Below are 18,313 nucleotides of genomic sequence, written 5' to 3' on the forward strand. Positions count from 1 at the left end.
AGACGCAAAAAACCCGGAAAACGGCTTTCACGGCGTGAGAAGCAGTTTTCCGGGTGCTCCGGTAGGGAATAACTGAGCCTCCTGTCGGACTCGAACCAACGACCCTCTGATTACAAGTCAGAAGCTCTACCAACTGAGCTAAGGAGGCTTTAAGGTGGGGCAAAAGTAAGGTGAAAAATGCCGCCCAACAACAATAGGCACGAATAAAAAAGGGAGAGCCGGCCGGCTCTCCCTTTTGCGACTGGCAGCTAATGCCTTAGCTGCGCAGCTGCTTCAGCTGCTTTTTTAGCTTTTCGATGCGCACGCGGGCTTCCTGCATACGGCCCTGATACTCCTGGCGCAGCTGGTCGGCGTTCTTCGAGCGGGCGAAGAAGTCGAGGTTGGTTTGCAGGGTAGCCACGTCGTTTTCCAGCTCCTGAATTTCACGACGCAGGCCGGTTTCCTTGCGGGTAAAGGCTTGCTGGGCCTGCGGGCGGGCCTTGAGCCGGGCTATATCCAATTGAAAAAGCAAGTCCTCTTTGTCAGTAGGGGTGATGCCGGCGGTCTGGTCCAGGTATTTACCCATAAGGGTATGAAACTGCTCTTCGCCCCGGTCAGTAGTGCCCGCGCCGGGTTGGTCGGCCGCGGCGTCGAGTTCCTGCCACTCCGCGATAAGCGAGCGAAAGCCTTCGAGCGTACCCGGCTGCTCGGGCGACAGCGCGCCTACTTGCTGCGCAATTTTATCCAAACGGGTAACCTGCTCGCTGCTGGCGGCCGACTGCCGCTCCTCGCGCTGGCGGGTTTCCTGCTTGGGGCGCTCAAATACACTGTCGCAGGCGGCGCGGAAGCGCTTCCAGATTTTATCGGCCTGCTTCTCGGGCACGCGGCCCACGTCTTTCCACTCTTTCTGCACCCGGATGATGATGTTGCGGGCTTCGTCGAAGTCAGGATTTTGCTGGGCGGCTTCGGCCTGCTCGATGAGGGCGTACTTGGCTTGCAGATTGGTGTTTTTCTCCGAGTCGAGGCTCTTGAAAAAATCATTCTTGCGGTTGAAGAAGGCCTTGTAGGCATTCCAGTACTGCTTGTTGAGCTGGTCGGCCTGGGCGCGGGGCACCGGGCCGGTGGCTTCCCATTCCTTCTTAATTTCCTGCAGCTCATCGGTGCGCGAGCGCCACTCGTTGACGCGCTCGGTGGTAAACTCGGCAAAAGGCAGCACCCGTGCCAGCAGGGCCTGCTTGGCAGTCAGGTTTTCCTTTTCCTGGGCCGAGCGTACGTCCACAAATTCCTTGCGGCGCAGGTGCACGGCCTCGGAGGCGGCCAGGAAGCGCTGCCACAGAGGCTCGCGCTGCTCGCCGGGCACGGGGCCGATGTGCTTCCAGTCGTCGTGCAGCTTTTTGAGCTCGTCGAGGGCCTTGTTGATGCCGGGGGCATCCTTGAGGGCTTCGGCACGCACGATGAGCGCTTCCTTGGCTTCCTGGTTGCGGCGGCGGTCCAGCTCCTTCAGCTCATAAAAGCGGCCCTGGTTGGCGTAGTAGCGGTCGAGCAGGCCGTGGTAGGTATTCCAGGTTTCCTGGCTGTCGGTCTGGGGCACGGGGCCGGTCGCTTTCCAGTCGGCCTGCAGCTGCTTGAGCTTCTGCGAGCTATCCTTGGTTTCGGCACTTTCCACGAGTTGGCGCAGCTGGGCCAGCAGCTCCTGCTTGCGGGCCAGGTTCTGGGCACGGCTCTGGTCTTCGGCCTTGGCATCGCGGGCGCGGCCCTCGCGGAACTCCTGCAGGGCCTGGTTGAGCTCGCCCTGGCTGGCCGGGGCTGAAAGCTGAACTCCTGCGGAGCGTTGGCATCTTCGGCCAGCTTCTGGCGCGAGGCGGCGCGGGCGGCGGCCACGTTGGTTTCGTACTGGCGGTTGAGCTCCAGAATCTGCTGGCGGTTGCGGCGGGCGTCGGGGCGGCGCAACAGCGCCACCAGGTGGGCTGCCTGGCTTTCGAGGTCGAGAGTGCTGAAGTCGGGGGCCGGCGTTTCGGGCACGTAATGGTCGGCTTCTCCTTCGGCGGCGAGGTGAGCTACCTCGGCCTGGTGGGCTTCGGCGGCGCTTTCGGTGGCGGAGGTAGGCAGCGTGGCTATCTGCTGGGGGCCTCGTCGAGCGCATCGGCCGAAGCCAGCGTGGCGGTCGGGGCCGTTTCCTCGGCGGGTGCCGGCTCGGCGGTTTCGCTGAGGGCTGCCGGGCTCATGGCCTCGCCGTAGTGGGCTACGGCCCGTGCCTGCGGGGCCGAAAGCTCTTCGCTGGCTTCGGCCGGCGCATGCTGCGCCGTCTCGGCAGCGACGGCTTCCGGCGTAGCGGGGGGGGCGTTGGCCCCGTCGTTGCACCCAGCTCCTGGGCCAGGCCGGGCTCCGACAGGAGCGGGTCAGCTTCGGTTTGGGTGGCCCCGCCACCGGGGGCACGGCCGCCGCGGGCGGCGTATCGCTTAGGGCGGGGGCGGCCGGTGTGGCCGACTCGGCCTGCTTGGCGCGAATTTCGGCCAGGCGGGCTTCGATGATGCTCAGGCGGTCGGCGGGGCAGCACCCTGGTCGGCGGGCGAGGTGGGGGCGGGGTAGGGTTTTCTTCGGGCAGCATAAGGCGATGCAAAAAGCCGGCGGCCGGGCCAGCAGGTTGTAATTAAAGTAGCCGCCGGAACGGAGGTCAGAAAAAAAATTAGTTCAGGCGCGGGTCGAGCGGATAATTGGACAGGGCACGGTAGCGACCGCCTTTTTCGCGCAGAATCGTGCGCCAGAACGCATCAGACTCCAAAGTAAACACTTTCCCGGCAGAGGCGGGCTGCTTTATCCACGAGCCGCGCTCAATTTCCTGCTCCAACTGCCCGGCCGACCAGCCCGAATAGCCAATAAAAAGCCTGGCGGTGTCGGGGGCAACGTCGCCGTTTGTGAGCCCTGCCAGCAGGATGTCGAAGTCGCCTCCCCAGTACACTCCCTGGCCCAGGTCGGTGGCGCCAGGCAGCCCGGCCTGCCGGTGCACATAGTGTAGCGTGTCGGGCTGCACCGGGCCGCCGCTGTAGAGTGGCAAGGCCGCAGCAGGCGTGGCGGTGCCTAGCGGCAGGTCGATGACATCGCCCAGCGTGAGGCTGGTAGGTTGCGTAAGCACGAGGCCGAACGCCCCCTCGGCCGGGCTGTGCCGGCAGAGCAGGATAACGCTGCGCTCAAAATTAGGGTCACCCAGGAAGGGCTGCGAGAGGAGAAGGGTGCCGGGCTTCATAAGGCAGAGCAGGAAAGGAAAAGCAGGCCGCCCGCTTGCGGGCCGTTAGCAAAGTAAAGCGTTTAGCTGGCGAATCGTTCCGCGGGCGCAGCCCGGCGGCAACCGCGGGCACGGTCCTACCTTTGCCCAGGCCAGCCAAGCCGATAGGCTATATCATCGCCGCTGGGTTGCTTATGACTCTTACTGCTGATTTGTCTTCTACGCATGAACCGCCCGCCCGCCACCAGCACCCAGCGAAGCGTTGGGTGCTGGTGGCGGGCCTGCTTCAACTGGTAGCACTGGGGCTGGCCTATAGTCGGTTGCTGGGCCATCCCGGTCGCTACCTGATTGTTGACCACTACGATGGGGCCAAAAGCTATTTTTCACTGGCTACCTTTCTGCGTCAGCCCCTGAGCCAGGGGTTGTTGGAACACGGGCAGAACTATCCATATGGAGAATATATATTTTTTACAGATATTGCCCCGCTTGTCAGCGTGCCGCTGCACGCGCTGGTGCAGGTAGTGCCCACGCTGGCACCTTATGGGCTTTACCTGTTTGATTGCTTCTTTCTGGGCGGCTTGCTGCTGAGTACGCTGCTGCTGGCCGATATGATGCGGCGGCTCGGGCTGCCGGCGTGGCTTCTACTGCTGCTCAGTGTAACGCTGCCGTGGGTCGGCCCCCAAACCTTCCGCCTCAGTGTGGGGCACCTGGCCCTTTCGTACACGCCGGCCGTGCTAGGGCCGCTCTGGCTACTGCAGGGCTTGTATGCTGCCTGGCGTGCCGGCCAGCACACCGGGCGCTGGTGGCTGGGGCTGGGGGCCGGCGTGGTAGCCGCCGCCTGGATTCATTTTTATTTCCTGGGCGTGCTGGGCACCTGGCTGGGCTTCTTTCTGCTGCTGTGGGTCGGGCGCGAAGCGTGGGCTGGGCGCGCCTGGCGCCCCTGGCGGGCCGGGGCCTGGCACTGCTGGCGGCGGTAGTCGTACTCACCTTTGGGGTTCTGCAAGTGCTCGACCATCGCCACGCCGAGCGCCCGGTGGGCAGCGATGGCTACGGCTGGATAGAGTGGAAGTTTCAGTTTGGCGCGCTCTTTCGCGGCTACGACTACAATACCGTGCGCTTCCTGCTGGAGCGCACAGCTCACATACCTTACGAATCCAGCGCCTATCTCGGAGGCTTCGTGCTGTACGGGCTGCTGGCAGTGGGTGGACTCGCTTTGCTGGCCCGGCAGCGCCAGCGGAGCGGGCAGCTACTGCCGGCCCTGCCGGCGCCGGGAACCGAAACAGGCCCCGATTTTCTGCTGCTGCTGCTGGCGGCCCTGCCGCTGCTGCTCATCGGGCTGGGCGAAACCATCGAGCTGGATGGCGGGAATTATGTTATCAACGATTATCTGAATCCGTTTTTCTGGCTGCATAAACTTACGGAGCGCATCACGCAGTTTCGTGCGCTGGGACGGTTTATTTGGCCTTTCTGGTGGGCATTGGTGCTGAGCTTCGGCTGGTATGCAGGGCTTGCCTGGCGCCAGGCTGCGGCCCAAGGCGGGCGCCGCCGGCAGCTGCTGTGGATTGTCCTGGCTGTGCTGGCCGGCAATGACGCGCTAAATGCTGGTAAGTATTACCACACTTATACTCAGCGTGATAATTTGTTTGCTGAGCCCGCCACCGATGAGCTGCGCCAGCTCGTGGGCTGGCCCGAAGCAGCACACTACCAAGCCTTGCTGCCGCTGCCATTTTATTATGTGGGCACCAAGGTTGATGACGTGCCCTGCCTAGTGGTAGACCCCGATGACCCGCACTGCAACCATACGTATCAGCTGGGCCTGATTACGGGCCTGCCACTCATGCCCCAGAAGGCGACGCGTACGCCGGGCTACCAGGCAGTGGAGTTACAGTCGATGTTCCTCCCTGGTGGCCCCGCCCCGGCTCTGCTAGCCCGGCTCGACCAACGACCTATCCTGGTTTTTCTGGATTCGGCCTACTACAACGGCCAGAATACCTATTACCGCGACCTGCTCAAAGACCGGCCCGAAATGCTGGCCTTGTTTAACCGCGTACCCGATTTTATCCGGGAGCAGGGCATGTACCGCCTGCGCCACCAGGGCAACTGGTCGCTCTACGAATGGCAGCCGCGTAAGTCCTGACCTCGGGTCATTTGCAGTTTTATACCTTCGCCTACACTAGCTTGCTGATGATGACCGACGCCGAACTGGCCGCTCTGCGCCAGACCTACGCCCAGCGAACGCTGCTCGAAACCGACGTGCTGCCCGATGCCGTGCGCCAGTTCCGGCAGTGGCTCGACGAGGCCATTGCCGCCCAACTGCCCGAGCCGTCGGCCCTGACGCTGGCTACCGTGGACGCCGCTACCGGCCAGCCCAGCCAGCGCGTGGTGTTGCTGAAGGGCCTGCCCGACGATGCGGGTTTTTTGTTCTATACCAACTACGACTCCCGCAAGGGCCACGAGCTGGCCAGCCAGCCGCGGGCGGCCCTCAATTTTTTCTGGCCCGGCCTCGAGCGCCAGGTGCGGGTTGAGGGCCTGATTGAGAAAGCGCCGGCCGATATGTCGACCACGTACTTTCAGAGCCGCCCGCGCGGTAGCCAGGTCGGAGCCTGGGCCTCGCCCCAGAGCCAGGTTATTGGTAGCCGCCAGGAGCTCGAAGCCCGAGAGCACGAAACCGAAGCCGAATTTGCCGACCAAAATCCATTGCCGCGCCCCCGCATTGGGGCGGCTACGTGCTGCGCCCGCAGCGGGTGGAGTTCTGGCAGGGCCGCCCCAGCCGCCTGCATGACCGCTTGGTTTATGAGCGCGAGGCGAGCAGTGGGGGTTGGAGAATCAGCCGGCTGGCTCCTTAGTGTGTGATGGTGATAGCACTGCTGCCGGTCATTGAGATAGGCTATAATAACCACGGTATTGAAGTGCCGACTCAATATCCGTATTGGGAAAACAGCGCACTTTGGGATGCATACCACGCTGCATGTTATGCGGCAGCAGGATTTAAGGACGAGTTTTGCCCTTATTTACCTGGCTCTTCATTTTATCAATTATCGGCTATTACTGCTCGTAACTTAATTAAGCTGACCAAGGACCACACGGCCGAGCTGCGGGCGGGCACTCACGCCCGGGAGAAAGCTTGCGCGTTCTTTGGGGGCTACGTCCTGCGAATAGACAACGAAGATGTCTTTTTTCCGCAGTGCTGCGGCCAGCTAAGCGATATAGCTTACTGGGAGGGACTAGCGGCTGGGGTGGCGTCTACTTATGAAGGGCACCCAGCGCCGGTCCTCAGCTTTGCAGCCGACACGGTGCAGCTTGACTTTTTAGAAAGTGAGTTTGACGAGTCCTTTCAGCCGCCGCTACCTATGCTAAGTGTAGAAATATGCCGGCCTGCTTTGCAGCTGGCAATCAAGCAAGCTAACTTGGAGCTTGAGCTGTTCGCGCAACGGCTTAGAGAGCTGAATGAGGCAGAAGCATTAGGCATACCGGATATTGATAAGCTGCTGATTTGGGAAGATGGAAAACACGCGTAACGTAATTCATTGATTTTGGCTGAAATTCAACCAGTTCGCGGCTGGCGCTACAACGTGGCCCTGAGCGCCGAGATTGACGCGGTGGTGTCGCCGCTCTTCGATGTGGTGAGCCCGCGCCAGCGCGAGGCCCTGTACCATCACCCGCTCAACTCCATTCACCTCTCGGTGCCCCGTGCCGAGGCCCCGCTGGCCCCCGTGCCGGCCGCCGCCCGCCGCCTGGCCCGGTGGCAGGCCGAAGGCGTGCTGCGACAGGACGGGCTGCCGGGCATTTACGTGTACTACCAGTATTTTCGGCTGCCGGGCGAAGCACGCGAGCGCTGCCGCAAGGGCTTTATGTGCCACATCCGAGCCTACGACTGGGCCGAGGGCGTGGTGCTGCGCCACGAAAACACGCTGCCCGCCGCCGTCAACGACCGGGCCGAGCTGCTGGCCGAGCTGCAGTTTCAGACCAGCGCCACCCATGGGCTGTACCGCGACGAGGACTTTGAGCTGGAAAAATGGCTGGATGAGGCCATTGCCGACCCGCTCTGCCAGACGGAGGAAGACTACCAGGGCGCGCGCGACGTGCTGGCCGTGATTCAGGACGCGGCCGTTATCCGGCGCTTTCAGCAGGTGCTGGCCGGGCGGCAGGTAATTCTGGCCGATGGCCACCACCGCTACGAAGGCTCGCTGGCCTACCGGCAGGCCCGGGAGCTGGCCGCGGGGCCTGCCGGCAGCACCGGCCGCGAGCCCTGGAACTACCACCTGATGTACCTTACCAACGCCGCCAGCGACGACCTGCGCATACTGCCCACGCACCGCCTGCTGCTGGAGCTGCCCGGCGACATGCCCGACGACGAGCTGCTGGCCCGGCTGGCTGTTTATTTTACCGTGCAGCCCCAGCCCGAGGCCCAGGACCTACCCGAGCTGATTGCCGGCAAACGCTGGGCATTCGGGCTGTACCTGCCCGGCGGGGCCTACAAGCTGCGCCTGCGCCCCGAGGTGCACGCCCAACTCGACTGGCCCACCACGCCCGAAGTAAAAGACCTCGACCTGACGGTGCTGCACTTCTTTGTGCTCGAAAAAGTGCTGGGTATCGTGGGCTCCGAGGCGCAGCGCAGCTGGCCGGGCGTGGCCTACGTGCGCGGCCTGGCCGAGTGCCTGCAGCGCGTGGACCGGGGCGAAGCCCGGGCGGCCTTTCTGACCAGCGAAGTGACGATGGCCCAGGTGGCGGCCGTGTGCCACTCGGGGCAGTGATGCCGGCCAAATCTACCTTTTTCTACCCCAAAACCCTGGCCGGCCTGCTCTTTACCGACCTGCACGAGCGGGTAGAATCGGTGTTTGAGGCGTATTTTCAAGTGGGTGCCGACGAGCGGCTGGCGGCCCCGGCGGCGAGCGGCCGCCAGTCCGCCGGGTAAGCCATGCAGCCGGTACCCCCCCATGCCCCGCCGCCCGCGGCGCCCCCTGGCCGTTCATCGGCCTGCTGGGCCTGGTGGTGCTGGCCGGCTGCGCGGGCTACGCCGCGCTCGTGCTGAGCACCGCCACCTGGGCCGAGGCGCGGGCCATGGATGGTATTTTTCCGGAGAGTGGCTGGCACATCCGGCCGTTCACGGCGGCCGACCTGCACGGGCTGCAGCAAAGCCTGGCCGGGGCGGCGCTGGGGCTCACCGGCCTGGCGCTCGCGCTGGGAGCCGGCACGCGGGCCAGTCGGCAGGAGCTGCGGGCCGTGGGGCACGAGCTGCGCGGGTGCCGGCAGCAGCTGGGGCAGCGCCTGCGCGCTCTTAGCCAGCAGCAGCGCTGGCTGGCCGCCAGCCTGCTGCTCGGCCTGACGCTGGTGCGTGGCTACCTCAGCTCGTCCCGCGTACCCTGGGGCGATGACGTGATTTCGTACGAATTTTTTGTACGGCAGCGCCTGCTGGCCGTGAGTGCCTACTACCCGCTGCCGAATAACCACCCGCTGGCCAATACTATCAGCTGGGCGTTTTACCAGCTGCAGCCGGGCTTCTGGTGGGCCGTGCGGCTGCCGGTACTGCTCACCAGCACGGCCGGCACGGGGCTGCTGTTTGCCGGGCTGCTGGGGCGGGCCGGCTTTCGCCCGGCCCTGCTGGCAGCCGGGGCGTTCAGCTACCTGCAGCTCAGCCTGTACTACGCCGGGGTGGGGCGGGGGTACTGGCTGGTAATTCTGCTGGCGGGCGTGGTATTTTTTGCTTTGCTGCACGTGCTCGACGCAGAGGGCGCCCGGCCCCGGCTGGCCTGGCTGGGGCTGCTGGTGGCCGGGGTGCTGGGGTGCTACACGGTGCCCACTTTTGTCTACGTCCTGGTCTCGGCCTTTGGCTGGCTGGGCGCGGTAGCGGTGTGGCGGCGGGCACCCGGCCTGCTGGGCGGGGCCGTGGTGGTAGGGGCCCTGGTGGCCGGAGGCGCGGCCCTGCTGTACGCGCCGCTGCTGCTGGTATCGGGGCCGGCCGCGCTGTTCGCCAATCCCTACGTGCAGCCCTTGTCCGGGCCGGCGTTCTGGCGGGCCCTGCCCGCCTATACCTGGTACACCGAAGGCTTTCTGGCCGGGCAGCGCAGCGTGGGAGCCTTGCTCACGCTGGTGGTCCTGGCCTTGTTTAGCCGGCTGCTGTACCGGGCGGCCACCGGGCAGCTGGCCGCGGCCCGGGCCCGGCAGGTGTGGCAGCTGGGGCTGCCGGCGCTCTGGTTTGTAGTGGTGCCCTACGTCGTGTTTGGGGGCAGCGCGTGCTGCCCCCGAGCGCACGGTACTCTACAAAGCCTGGTTTTTCTTTCTGCTGCTGGCCCTGGTAGTTGAAAACAGCCGCTGGCCGCGGGCCCGCTACCGCTGGCCCGCCGGGGTGGCCGGCGGGCTGTTGGGGCTCTACCAGGTGGGTACGGCGGTGCAGCTAAGCTACCTTGGCCGGCACCAGCAGCCGCAGAAGCGGGCGCTCTATGCTTGGCTGGCCCGGCAGCCGGCCGGCGCGGCGCTGCTGATTCCGAGTCAGCCCCTGTGGTTCTGGCTGCGGCTGGCCGCCCACGTGGCGCATCCCACCCGGCCCTGGCTGGCTGATAACGTGGGCCGGCCGGGCGTGCGCTATACCTACGTGGTGCTGGGCCAGGCCGACCCGCGCCCGCCCGGCACCGGCCGCGTGCTGTATGCCAATGACCAGGTGCTGGTGTGTACGTACTCGGCTCCTTTGGCTAAAAAATTAGTTTTTAATATAGTAAATAACTAATATAAATGCGCCTTATTCTCGCCTCCGGCTCGCCGCGCCGCCGCCAACTGCTCACCGACCTGGGCCTGACTTATGAGCTGCGCCTGCGCGAGGTGGCGGAAAGCTTTCCGCCCCAGCTGCGCCGCGCCGAAATTGCCGAATACCTGGCCCGCCATAAAGCCGAGGCCTACCGCGCCGACCTGGCTTCCGACGAGCTGCTGCTCACGGCCGATACCATCGTGTGCCTTGGCGATGACGTGCTCAACAAGCCGGCCGATGCGGCCGATGCCCGCGCCATGCTGGGGCGCTTGCAGGGCCAGACCCACCAGGTGTACACCGGGGTGTGCCTATTGCCCGGCGACGGCCGCCCCCGGTGGTTTTTTCCGACGAAACGACGGTGCACTTTCGGGCCTTAAGTCCGGCCGAAATTGCCTTTTACGTGGCTACTTATCAGCCCCTCGATAAAGCCGGGGCGTATGGGGCGCAGGACTGGCTGGGCCTGGTGGGCATCGACCGGCTCGAAGGCTCCTACTTCAACGTGATGGGCCTGCCCACCCACCGGGTGTGGCCGGCCCTGGCTGCCTTCCAGGTCGGGGGTGCCCGCACTGGTCTGCCCACGCAATAGGCCGCGATACTGCTTGCTTTTTTGGTTATGATGCCGGCCGCTACTCCGCGTTTCTTTTGGTTGCTGACTCTGATGGTGCTGGCGGGCTGTGCCGGCTTCGCCGCGCTGGTGCTTTATTCAGCCACCTGGCCCGAAGTGGCCGCGCTGCGGGGGTTCTACAGCTACGACTGGCACCCCGGCGCCCCGACTACCAACGAGTGGCAGCCCGGGCTTATACCGAAGCCGAATTCAGAAGCCTGCGCACGGCCCTGCTCGCCCTGGCCGGGGGGCGGGGCTGCTGGCCAGCGCGCTGGCCTGGTCGGCCGGGGGCGGCAGCAGCTGGCCGCCCTGCGGCGCGGGGTGGCGGGCGCTGGCCGGGGCCTGGGAGCCGGGTGGCAGGCCCTGACGCCCGGCCAGCGCCGGGGGCGGGGCTGGCTTTGCTCGGCCTCACGGCCCTGCGCCTCTACCACAGCTTCGTCATTCAGCCCTTCGATGATGCGACTTCCTACGAGCTGTTTGTGCGCGAGCACCTGCTGGTAGTAAGCAGCGTGTATCCGTACCCGAACAACCATGTGCTGAGTAACCTGCTTTCCTGGGCTTTCTACCAGGTGCAGCCGGGGTTCTGGTGGTCGATGCGCCTGCCGGTACTGCTGGTAAGCACGACGGCTACGGTCGGTTGGTTTCTGGCCTTGCTGCGGCGCAGCAGCTTTGGCGTGGCGCTGCTGGCCGTTGGCTGGTTCGGGCTGCTGAGTACGGGGCTCTACTACGCCGCTACGGGCCGGGGCTACTGGCAGTTGATAGGGTTGGGGCCATTGGCTTTGGGGCAATACTCACGCTGCTTGAGCCGGTGGCCGGGCAGTCCGCCGGCCGCCGGCAGGCCGCCTGGGCCGGGCTCGTGCTAAGCGGCGTCCTGGGGTTGTACACGGTGCCTGTCCACTCGTTTTTCCTGCTCTCGGCCTATGGCTGGCTGGGTTTGCAGGCCCTGCGGCACCGGGCCTGGGCCCGACTGGGGCAGCTGGCCGCCATGGGTAGCCTCACGGTGGCGGGGGCAGCCTTGCTCTACGCGCCGCTGCTGCTGGTGTCGGGCCCCGGACTGCTGCTGCACAACCGCTTTGTACGGGCCCTTTCGGCCGACGAGTACCGGCGCGACCTGCTCGAAGGCCTGCACATGGCCCATCATCTGCTGGCGCTGCCGCTGGTGCTGGCCGTGCTGCTGGGCTTCGGCCGGCTGTGGCGGCTGGCGGCGCAGCAGCGGCTACCAGCCCGGCAGCGCGGGCTGGTGGTAAAGCTGGGGCTGCCGGCCCTGTGGTTTGCCCTGCTGCCGTATGCGCTGGCCCTGGCCCTGCGGGTGCAGCCGCCCGAGCGCACGTTCCTCTATAAAGCCCAGTATTTCTGTATCCTGGCGGCGCTGCTGGCCGATTGGGCATGGCGCGCGGCCCGCTGGCCGGCAGGCCGGCTGCGGGCCGGCTTGGGGGCCGCTACGCTGGTCTTTGCCCTCAGCCAGACCTGGCAGGTCTCTCACCAGGAGGCTATGCTGCGCAATGGCCTGGGCTGGCAGCGCGCAGCCCCGGTCGTCAGCTGGCTGCTGACCCAGCCGCCCGGCCCGGTGCTGGCTCCCGAGCTGCTTCACCTGTTTCTGCTGCGCTTTTATGCCCATAGCCGGCAGCCCGCCCGCGCCTGGCAAATCGATGACCGCCCGCGCCCGGGTGTTCGGTACCGCTACCTGGTGCGCGCAGCCGGCGCGGCCCCCGATTCGGCTAGCCTGCGCGTAGCCGGGCCACCGGCCTTTCAGAATTCCTTTCTGGAGGTGTTTGTTATTGAATAATATATAATTAATTATATATTATCCCCGAGCCAGCAGCGCAATGCCGGCCACAATCAGCCCCAGGCCCCCGGCCTGCCCCAGCGTCAAAGTTTCGCGCAGCACTACCAGCCCCAGCACGGCTGCCAGCAGCACCGAGCCGCCTACAATGACGGGCGTGCCCACCGAGGCCGGCACCCCGCGCTTAAATACCACGAAGGTCAGCACCTCGGCCAGGCCCACGCTCAGGCCCGCCAGCGCCGCCAGCCCGAGCCCCTTGCCCGAAACTGCCAGCGGCTGCCCTTGCAGCTTAAGGCGCACGAGCCACGCCGCGCCTAGTCCGGCCGCCACCAGCTGCAGCACCACCGCGCCCACGGCCGGCGGCAGGTGCTCGGCGGCCAGCTTGATAAAGAAGTTGTAGCCCGCCAGGCATAGTGCCGTGAGCAGGGCTAGCGGAAGCCAGTTGGTCATAAGAATGTACACGCAGCTATCTTTGCCGCACGCGCGTTGGGTATGTCCCCGGCCTACGGTAGCCCTTGAAAAAGGGAAACCCCGGCTGCGGTAACAGTCGGGGTTTCTGAAGCGGGGTTTTAGTGGAACCCTAACTTCATCTCCAATGAAACGGGACAACGCGACAAAACTACTACAGGCAGTGAGTAAAGCTGTGCTGGTGGGGTTTGCAAGTGGCGTAGCAAAGGCCTTGGCCGTGCTGCTTGTCACTTACTTACTCCGGTAGTTGGGTAAGGGGTTGGGCCGCGTGCCCGGCCCCTTATTTTGTGTAACTGCTGCAAATATAACGGCTTGGGGCCGTAGTTGGTTTCGGGCTGCCCACCAACTTTGAGCGGTTGTAAGCAGCTTTCTTTTACCGCAGCTTCTCCTTTAGTATCTCCAGCTCCACGGCCGGGGCAATGCGCTCATAGAGAATGTTATACGCGGCCGTAGTAATCGGCATATTTACCTTGAGCTTGCGGTTCAGCTCGTGGATGCTCTTGACGGCATAATACCCCTCGGCCACCATGTTCATCTCCAGCTGGGCCGACTTGACGGAGTAGCCGCGGCCTACCATGCTGCCAAAGGTGCGGTTGCGCGAAAACTGCGAGTACGCGGTCACCAGCAAGTCGCCGAGGTAAGCCGAGGCCGAGAGGTCGCGCGGCTGGGGCGAGATGGCCTGCAGAAAGCGGCGGATTTCCTGCACCGCGTTGCTTACCAGCACGGCCAGAAAGTTGTCGCCGTAGCCCAGGCCGTGGGCAATGCCGCCGGTAAGGGCGATGATGTTTTTCATCACGGCGCAGTACTCGATGCCATCGAGGTCGGCCGCCGGATGGGCCGAAACATAGCGATTTCTTAATAGGGTGCAGAAGGCCAGCCCCAGGCCGCTCACGTCGGGCGAGCCGATGGTGAGGTAGCTCTGCTTTTCGAGGGCTACTTCTTCGGCGTGGCAGGGCCCGGCAATGACGCCGAGGCGACTGGCCGGCAGCCGGAAGCGCTCCTGCACGTAGTCGGTTACGAGAATATTCTTGCCCGGTATCATGCCTTTAATGGCTGATACGACCCCGATTTTATGGCGCAGCGCGTCGCGCCCCAGCTTATCGAGCACGGGTTGCACAAAGGCGGCCGGCACGGCCAGCACCAGCCAGTCGGCCTCCGCCACGGCGTCGGTGAGGTCGGTAGTGGGGAAAACCAGGTTACGGTCGAAGAGCACGGCCGAGAGGTAGCGCGGGTTGTGGCCGGTGCGCAGCAGGTGCTGCACATCGTCTTTCGAGCGCAGCCACCAGTCGACGCGCGCGCCGTTTTCGGAGAGAATCTTGGTAAGGGCAGTGGCCCAGGAGCCGCCGCCAAGCATGGCAATTTTTTCCATATAATAGGGCCGGGGAGGGGCCGCCCGTCAGCCGGTCAGGGAGGGATTTGGCCCGCAAGCTAGAGCGTAACCCCGCATATTTGTGGGCGGGCCGGTTAGCGATAAGCCACCCGGCCGGCTGAACGTGGTGCTGCCCAGCGCGAAGCAGTCTCTGCCCGCCCGCTGGCCCGGCGGGCGCCTACTACTCAGCCGGCTCGTCCGGCGCATTTCATTGCCTTATTTTTTTCAGCCTATGACCCCGGTTATTGCCGCTACGGCCGCTTTTATTGAAGACAAATTCAAGGCCGAAGGCTCGGGCCACGACTGGCCACACATCTGGCGGGTGTGGCAGGTGACGCGCACGCTGGCCCAGGAGCACGAGGGGCCGGGCCTAAACCAGGAGGTAGCCGAGCTGGCCGCTCTGCTGCACGACATTGCCGACTGGAAGTTTCACGGCGGCGACTACGAGGCCGGCCCGCGCGCGGCCTGCGCCTGGCTGGCCAGCCAGCAGGTGCCCGAGGCCACTATTGCCCGCGTCGAGCAGATTATCCGCGAAGTCAGCTTTAAAGGCCTGGGGTTGCAACGCCGGTGAGCAGCCCCGAGGCCGCCGTGGTGCAGGATGCCGACCGCCTCGACGCCATCGGGGCCATCGGGGTAGCCCGCGCCTTTGCCTACGGCGGCCACAAGGGGCGCCCCATGCACGACCCGGCCGTGCCCCCCGTCTCGCACGCCGACTTCGAGCAGTACCAGCAAAGCACCGCGCCCACCATCAACCACTTCTACGAGAAGCTGCTGCACCTTAAAGACCGCCTGCACACGCCCGCTGCGCGCCGGCTGGCTGCGCGCCGCCAGCAGTTTATGGAAGACTTTCTGGCCCAGTTTCTGCGGGAGTGGGATAGTCTGGATGTGGCGGAGCTGGAGTAGCGCAGGCCCTAAGCAGCGGATTAACCCGTTATAAAATCTACTTTTACACGATGAAGAGCGGAGTGTTCGCGGTTGCCGGCCAGGGCCGGAAGAATTTGTGGCTGCTGATTGCGCTGCTGGGCCTCACCCTGGGCGGCTGCCGCACCTGTCCCATCGACTCGTGTCACATCCGGAAGGTGCATTACCACAACGGGGTAAAATATAGGGCCAGGCCTATATGGAAAATGCAGTATCCGGCCATTGGGGAACGGATTAAGGTGCAGCACGATGGCGACAACAAGCGCAAGGACCAGGACCATAGCAAGCCGCTGAAATAAGCTGGGCGCTAAGGGGAGTGAGCGAATTTCGCTTTTTAACAGGGCTAGGGCAGGAGCAGGGTGCTGCGTCGGGGGGTAGACGAGCGTCGCCTCAAAGTGCCGCAAACGCTAGGAAAAACGGCTTTTTTGCCGTAACTTGCGCACGCAATAAAGGTGAAAGTCAAAAGCCCAGGAAACAGCGGCTGCCCGGCATCACCTTTTACCGCTTCACTCTTAACTCCATTACTGGAATGGCCGAAGGCGAAAAAATTATCCCGATTAACATCGAAGACGAGATGCGCGGGCCTACATCGACTACTCGATGTCGGTGATTATCTCGCGGGCCCTGCCCGACGTGCGCGACGGCCTCAAGCCCGTGCACCGGCGCGTGCTCTACGGCATGAGCGAGCTGGGCGTCTCGTATACTAAAAGTCACAAGAAATCGGCCCGTATTGTGGGCGAAGTACTGGGTAAGTACCACCCGCACGGCGACAGCTCGGTGTACGACACCATGGTGCGCATGGCCCAGGACTGGAGCCTGCGCTACCCGCTGGTGGATGGCCAGGGTAATTTCGGCTCGGTCGATGGCGACTCGCCGGCCGCCATGCGCTACACTGAAGCCCGCCTCAAGCGCCTCTCCGACGAGCTGCTGGGAGATTTGGATAAGGACACGGTAGATTTTCAGCCCAACTTCGACGACTCGCTCGAAGAGCCCAGCGTGCTGCCCGCCAAGTTCCCCAACCTGCTCGTGAACGGCACCAGCGGCATTGCCGTGGGCATGGCCACCAACATGGCGCCCCACAACATGACGGAGGTAGTGAACGGCATCGTGGCCTACCTCGATAATGCCGACATCACCATTGCCGAGCTGATGGAGCACATTACGGCTCCCGACTTCCCTACCGGCGGCATCATCTACGGCTACGAGGGCGTGAAGCAGGCCTTCGAAACCGGCCGGGGCCGTATCGTGATGCGGGCCAAGACGAACTTTGAGACCCTGCCCAACGGCAAGGAGCAGATTATCGTGACCGAGATTCCCTATCAGGTGAACAAGGCTTCGATGATTGAAAAGACGGCCGCGCTCATCAACGAGAAGAAAATCGAGGGTATTTCGGCCCTGCGTGATGAGAGCGACCGCGACGGCATGCGCATCGTGTACGAGCTCAAGCGCGATGCCCTGAACACGGTGGTGCTCAACAACCTGTTCAAATACACGCAGCTGCAATCCTCGTTTGGCGTCAACAACGTGGCCCTGGTCAAGGGCCGCCCCATGACCCTGAACCTGCGCGACCTCATCGTATACTTCGTCGAGCACCGGGAGGAAGTAATCGTGCGCCGTACGCGCTACGAGCTGGCCGAAGCCCAGAAGAGGGCCCACATCCTGGAAGGCCTGCTCATCGCCCTCGACCACCTCGATGAGGTAATTAAGCTCATCCGCGAGTCGCGCGACCCGGAGGTAGCCCGCACCGGGCTTATCGAGCGCTTTGCCCTGAGCGAGGTGCAGGCCCGCGCTATTCTCGATATGCGCTTGCAGCGCCTCACCGGCCTGGAGCGCGACAAGCTCGTGGCCGAGTTTGAGGAGCTGATGCGCCTCATCGACCGCCTGAACACCATCCTGGCCTCGGAAACCGAGCAGCGGCTGCTTATTAAGAACGAGCTGCTGGACATGCGCGAGCGCTACGGCGATGCCCGTCGCACGAGCATCAACCAGGCCGGCGGCGACTTCTCGATGGAAGACATGATTGCCGACGAGGCGATGGTGATTACCGTCAGCCGCGAGGGCTACATCAAGCGCACCAGCCTCGATGAGTACCGTACCCAGGGCCGCGGCGGGGTAGGTGCCCGCGGGGCCGGCTCCAAGCAGGACGACTTTACCGAGCACCTGTTCGTGGCCACCACCCACGAGTACCTGCTCATCTTCACCGAGCAGGGGCGCATGTTCTGGCTACGTGCCTACGAAGTGCCTGAAACCGCCAAAACCAGCAAGGGCACGCCGCTGCAAAACCTCATCGATAAGCCCAAGGAAGACGCAGTGCGCTCGGTGCTCAACGTGCGCAACCTGCGCTCGCCCGATTACCTGGAAAACACCTTCCTCATGTTCTGCACCGAGCAGGGCACGGTAAAGAAGACGCCGCTGGAGGCGTACTCACGCCCTAGGGCGGCGGGTATCAATGCCATTACCATCAACGAAGGCGACCGCCTGCTCGACGTGCAGCTGCTCTCGGGCAACTCCGAAGTGGTGCTGGCGCTGCGCTCGGGCCGGGCCGTCCGCTTTCCCGAAGACAAGGTGCGGCCGATGGGCCGCACGGCGGCCGGGGTGCGTGGTATTACCCTTGGCGAGGAAGCCGGCGACCGGGTGGTGGGCATGGTATGCATCGCCGACCCCACCCAGGAGCTGCTGGTCGTAAGCGAGAACGGCTACGGCAAGCGCTCGGCGCTCGACGAGTACCGGGTAACCAACCGGGGGGCAAAGGCGTGCGCGCCATGATGCTGACCGAGAAAACCGGAAAGCTGGTGTCCATTCAGGCCGTCAACGATGCCGACGACCTGATGATAATCAACCGCTCGGGCCTGACGATTCGCCTCAGCATGAGCGAGCTGCGCACTATTGGCCGCGCCACCCAGGGCGTACGCCTGTTTAAGGTAGCGGCCAATGACGAGATTTCGTCGGTAGCCAAGGTGGCGGCGGCCGAAGCCGAGCTCGACCCGCTGGCCGCTGAAGCTCAGACGAGTGCCATTCTGGTGGCGGAAGCCGACCGCCTGCCCGCCGGCGAAGTCCCCGACGAGGAGCCACTCGATGACGCCGACGAGCTGGAAGCTGTAGCCGACGATTCGGATGCTGAAGCTATCGATGAGCAGGAATAAGCTTGGGTAAGCAGGAGAGGGGCGGCCGGCTTTGCCGGCCGCCCTTTTTTAGGCCAGGAAGCGGGTAAAGGGTAAAACCAG

The 18,313-nt window shown here is 64.1% G+C and carries 20 protein-coding genes, 1 tRNA gene and 2 pseudogenes; 18 read left to right on the forward strand and 5 right to left on the reverse strand.

The genetic code is table 11. The features are described from left to right. Positions 1 to 75: 75 nt before the first annotated feature. The 3 genes from GKZ67_RS07670 to GKZ67_RS07680 form a co-directional block, all read right to left on the reverse strand. Positions 76 to 148: transfer RNA gene (locus tag GKZ67_RS07670), tRNA-Thr, on the reverse strand. Positions 149 to 256: 108 nt separating this feature from the next. Then, the gene (locus GKZ67_RS07675) at positions 257 to 2,122 is read right to left on the reverse strand and encodes a DUF349 domain-containing protein (protein ID WP_173241797.1); all 1,866 of its coding nucleotides are present in this window, start codon (positions 2,120 to 2,122) and stop codon (positions 257 to 259) included. A 543-nt stretch (positions 2,123 to 2,665) separates the two neighbouring features. Next, positions 2,666 to 3,223, reverse strand: coding sequence for a YqgE/AlgH family protein (locus tag GKZ67_RS07680; RefSeq protein WP_173241798.1), 558 nt, complete (start codon positions 3,221 to 3,223; stop codon positions 2,666 to 2,668). Positions 3,224 to 3,396: 173 nt separating this feature from the next. On the opposite strand from GKZ67_RS07680, the gene GKZ67_RS07685 reads away from it, so the two are divergent. The 14 genes and pseudogenes from GKZ67_RS07685 (at position 3,397) to GKZ67_RS07735 (ending at position 12,334) form a co-directional block, all read left to right on the forward strand. After that, positions 3,397 to 4,179, forward strand: coding sequence for a hypothetical protein (locus tag GKZ67_RS07685; protein ID WP_173241799.1), 783 nt, complete (start codon positions 3,397 to 3,399; stop codon positions 4,177 to 4,179). Next, positions 4,101 to 5,339 carry a hypothetical protein gene (locus GKZ67_RS07690; protein WP_173241800.1) on the forward strand — a complete coding sequence of 413 codons (1,239 nt, stop codon included), beginning with the start codon at positions 4,101 to 4,103 and terminating at the stop codon, positions 5,337 to 5,339. The genes GKZ67_RS07685 and GKZ67_RS07690 overlap by 79 nt, the downstream gene beginning before the upstream one ends. A gap of 50 nt (positions 5,340 to 5,389) precedes the next feature. Further along, positions 5,390 to 5,854: pseudogene (locus GKZ67_RS07695) on the forward strand (pyridoxal 5'-phosphate synthase); the annotation flags it as partial. A gap of 92 nt (positions 5,855 to 5,946) precedes the next feature. After that, the gene (locus GKZ67_RS24490) at positions 5,947 to 6,048 is read left to right on the forward strand and encodes a pyridoxine 5'-phosphate oxidase C-terminal domain-containing protein (RefSeq protein ID WP_317172298.1); all 102 of its coding nucleotides are present in this window, start codon (positions 5,947 to 5,949) and stop codon (positions 6,046 to 6,048) included. A gap of 3 nt (positions 6,049 to 6,051) precedes the next feature. Continuing rightward, complete coding sequence (locus GKZ67_RS07700; RefSeq protein ID WP_217278709.1) at positions 6,052 to 6,720, forward strand: hypothetical protein; 669 nt, start codon at positions 6,052 to 6,054, stop codon at positions 6,718 to 6,720. A gap of 15 nt (positions 6,721 to 6,735) precedes the next feature. Continuing rightward, the gene (locus GKZ67_RS07705) at positions 6,736 to 7,956 is read left to right on the forward strand and encodes a DUF1015 domain-containing protein (protein WP_317172265.1); all 1,221 of its coding nucleotides are present in this window, start codon (positions 6,736 to 6,738) and stop codon (positions 7,954 to 7,956) included. After that, positions 7,956 to 8,117 carry a hypothetical protein gene (locus GKZ67_RS24495; protein WP_317172266.1) on the forward strand — a complete coding sequence of 54 codons (162 nt, stop codon included), beginning with the start codon at positions 7,956 to 7,958 and terminating at the stop codon, positions 8,115 to 8,117. Before GKZ67_RS07705 ends, GKZ67_RS24495 begins: the two co-directional genes overlap by 1 nt. 74 nt (positions 8,118 to 8,191) lie before the next feature. Further along, positions 8,192 to 9,505 (forward strand): hypothetical protein, encoded by a 1,314-nt coding sequence (locus GKZ67_RS07710; protein ID WP_173241801.1) that lies wholly within the window; start codon positions 8,192 to 8,194, stop codon positions 9,503 to 9,505. Next, positions 9,423 to 9,926: a hypothetical protein gene (locus GKZ67_RS07715; protein WP_173241802.1), complete on the forward strand. Its 504-nt coding sequence runs from the start codon at positions 9,423 to 9,425 to the stop codon at positions 9,924 to 9,926. The genes GKZ67_RS07710 and GKZ67_RS07715 overlap by 83 nt, the downstream gene beginning before the upstream one ends. A 5-nt stretch (positions 9,927 to 9,931) precedes the next feature. Beyond that, a complete protein-coding gene (locus GKZ67_RS07720) occupies positions 9,932 to 10,321 on the forward strand; it encodes a Maf family protein (protein ID WP_317172267.1) in 390 nt (129 codons plus the stop codon). Continuing rightward, the gene (locus GKZ67_RS24500; protein ID WP_317172268.1) at positions 10,303 to 10,530 is read left to right on the forward strand and encodes a Maf family protein; all 228 of its coding nucleotides are present in this window, start codon (positions 10,303 to 10,305) and stop codon (positions 10,528 to 10,530) included. The genes GKZ67_RS07720 and GKZ67_RS24500 overlap by 19 nt, the downstream gene beginning before the upstream one ends. Before the next feature lie 60 nt (positions 10,531 to 10,590). Further along, the gene (locus tag GKZ67_RS07725; RefSeq protein WP_173241803.1) at positions 10,591 to 11,049 is read left to right on the forward strand and encodes a hypothetical protein; all 459 of its coding nucleotides are present in this window, start codon (positions 10,591 to 10,593) and stop codon (positions 11,047 to 11,049) included. Then, on the forward strand, positions 10,947 to 11,411 hold the full coding sequence (locus tag GKZ67_RS07730; RefSeq protein ID WP_173241804.1) for a hypothetical protein: 465 nt from the start codon (positions 10,947 to 10,949) through the stop codon (positions 11,409 to 11,411). Before GKZ67_RS07725 ends, GKZ67_RS07730 begins: the two co-directional genes overlap by 103 nt. Continuing rightward, positions 11,357 to 12,334 (forward strand): hypothetical protein, encoded by a 978-nt coding sequence (locus tag GKZ67_RS07735; RefSeq protein WP_173241805.1) that lies wholly within the window; start codon positions 11,357 to 11,359, stop codon positions 12,332 to 12,334. Before GKZ67_RS07730 ends, GKZ67_RS07735 begins: the two co-directional genes overlap by 55 nt. 18 nt (positions 12,335 to 12,352) lie before the next feature. Here the strand turns inward: GKZ67_RS07735 and GKZ67_RS07740 are convergent, their stop codons facing one another. Further along, positions 12,353 to 12,781, reverse strand: coding sequence for an EamA family transporter (locus GKZ67_RS07740; RefSeq protein WP_173241806.1), 429 nt, complete (start codon positions 12,779 to 12,781; stop codon positions 12,353 to 12,355). Positions 12,782 to 13,172: 391 nt separating this feature from the next. After that, on the reverse strand, positions 13,173 to 14,168 hold the full coding sequence (locus tag GKZ67_RS07745) for an NAD(P)H-dependent glycerol-3-phosphate dehydrogenase (RefSeq protein ID WP_173241807.1): 996 nt from the start codon (positions 14,166 to 14,168) through the stop codon (positions 13,173 to 13,175). A gap of 232 nt (positions 14,169 to 14,400) precedes the next feature. Here GKZ67_RS07745 and GKZ67_RS23245 point away from each other — a divergent pair, with 232 nt between their 5' ends. The 4 genes and pseudogenes from GKZ67_RS23245 to gyrA all read left to right on the forward strand — a co-directional run bounded on the left by GKZ67_RS23245 (position 14,401) and on the right by gyrA (position 18,232). Next, positions 14,401 to 14,739 (forward strand): HD domain-containing protein, encoded by a 339-nt coding sequence (locus tag GKZ67_RS23245; protein ID WP_254245132.1) that lies wholly within the window; start codon positions 14,401 to 14,403, stop codon positions 14,737 to 14,739. Beyond that, positions 14,736 to 15,071 carry an HD domain-containing protein gene (locus GKZ67_RS23250; protein WP_254245133.1) on the forward strand — a complete coding sequence of 112 codons (336 nt, stop codon included), beginning with the start codon at positions 14,736 to 14,738 and terminating at the stop codon, positions 15,069 to 15,071. Before GKZ67_RS23245 ends, GKZ67_RS23250 begins: the two co-directional genes overlap by 4 nt. Before the next feature lie 50 nt (positions 15,072 to 15,121). Further along, a complete protein-coding gene (locus GKZ67_RS07755; protein ID WP_173241808.1) occupies positions 15,122 to 15,388 on the forward strand; it encodes a hypothetical protein in 267 nt (88 codons plus the stop codon). A 230-nt stretch (positions 15,389 to 15,618) separates the two neighbouring features. Further along, a pseudogene (gene gyrA, locus GKZ67_RS07760) lies at positions 15,619 to 18,232 on the forward strand (DNA gyrase subunit A). Positions 18,233 to 18,313: the final 81 nt, after the last annotated feature.

Origin of the sequence: Hymenobacter sp. BRD67 (assembly GCF_013256425.1) — a bacterium.
Taxonomy (GTDB): Bacteria; Bacteroidota; Bacteroidia; order Cytophagales; family Hymenobacteraceae; genus Hymenobacter.

What these genes read in the sequence shown, in the direction of transcription:
- GKZ67_RS07740 (WP_173241806.1), bottom strand. Translation starts at nt 12,781, where the DNA reads ATGACCAACTGGCTTCCGCTAGCCCTGCTCACGGCACTATGCCTGGCG.
- GKZ67_RS24495 (WP_317172266.1), top strand. Translation starts at nt 7,956, where the DNA reads ATGCCGGCCAAATCTACCTTTTTCTACCCCAAAACCCTGGCCGGCCTG.
- GKZ67_RS07755 (WP_173241808.1), top strand. Translation starts at nt 15,122, where the DNA reads ATGAAGAGCGGAGTGTTCGCGGTTGCCGGCCAGGGCCGGAAGAATTTG.
- GKZ67_RS07720 (WP_317172267.1), top strand. Translation starts at nt 9,932, where the DNA reads ATGCGCCTTATTCTCGCCTCCGGCTCGCCGCGCCGCCGCCAACTGCTC.
- GKZ67_RS07685 (WP_173241799.1), top strand. Translation starts at nt 3,397, where the DNA reads ATGACTCTTACTGCTGATTTGTCTTCTACGCATGAACCGCCCGCCCGC.
- GKZ67_RS07745 (WP_173241807.1), bottom strand. Translation starts at nt 14,168, where the DNA reads ATGGAAAAAATTGCCATGCTTGGCGGCGGCTCCTGGGCCACTGCCCTT.
- GKZ67_RS07675 (WP_173241797.1), bottom strand. Translation starts at nt 2,122, where the DNA reads ATGCGCTCGACGAGGCCCCCAGCAGATAGCCACGCTGCCTACCTCCGC.
- GKZ67_RS07680 (WP_173241798.1), bottom strand. Translation starts at nt 3,223, where the DNA reads ATGAAGCCCGGCACCCTTCTCCTCTCGCAGCCCTTCCTGGGTGACCCT.
- GKZ67_RS23245 (WP_254245132.1), top strand. Translation starts at nt 14,401, where the DNA reads ATGACCCCGGTTATTGCCGCTACGGCCGCTTTTATTGAAGACAAATTC.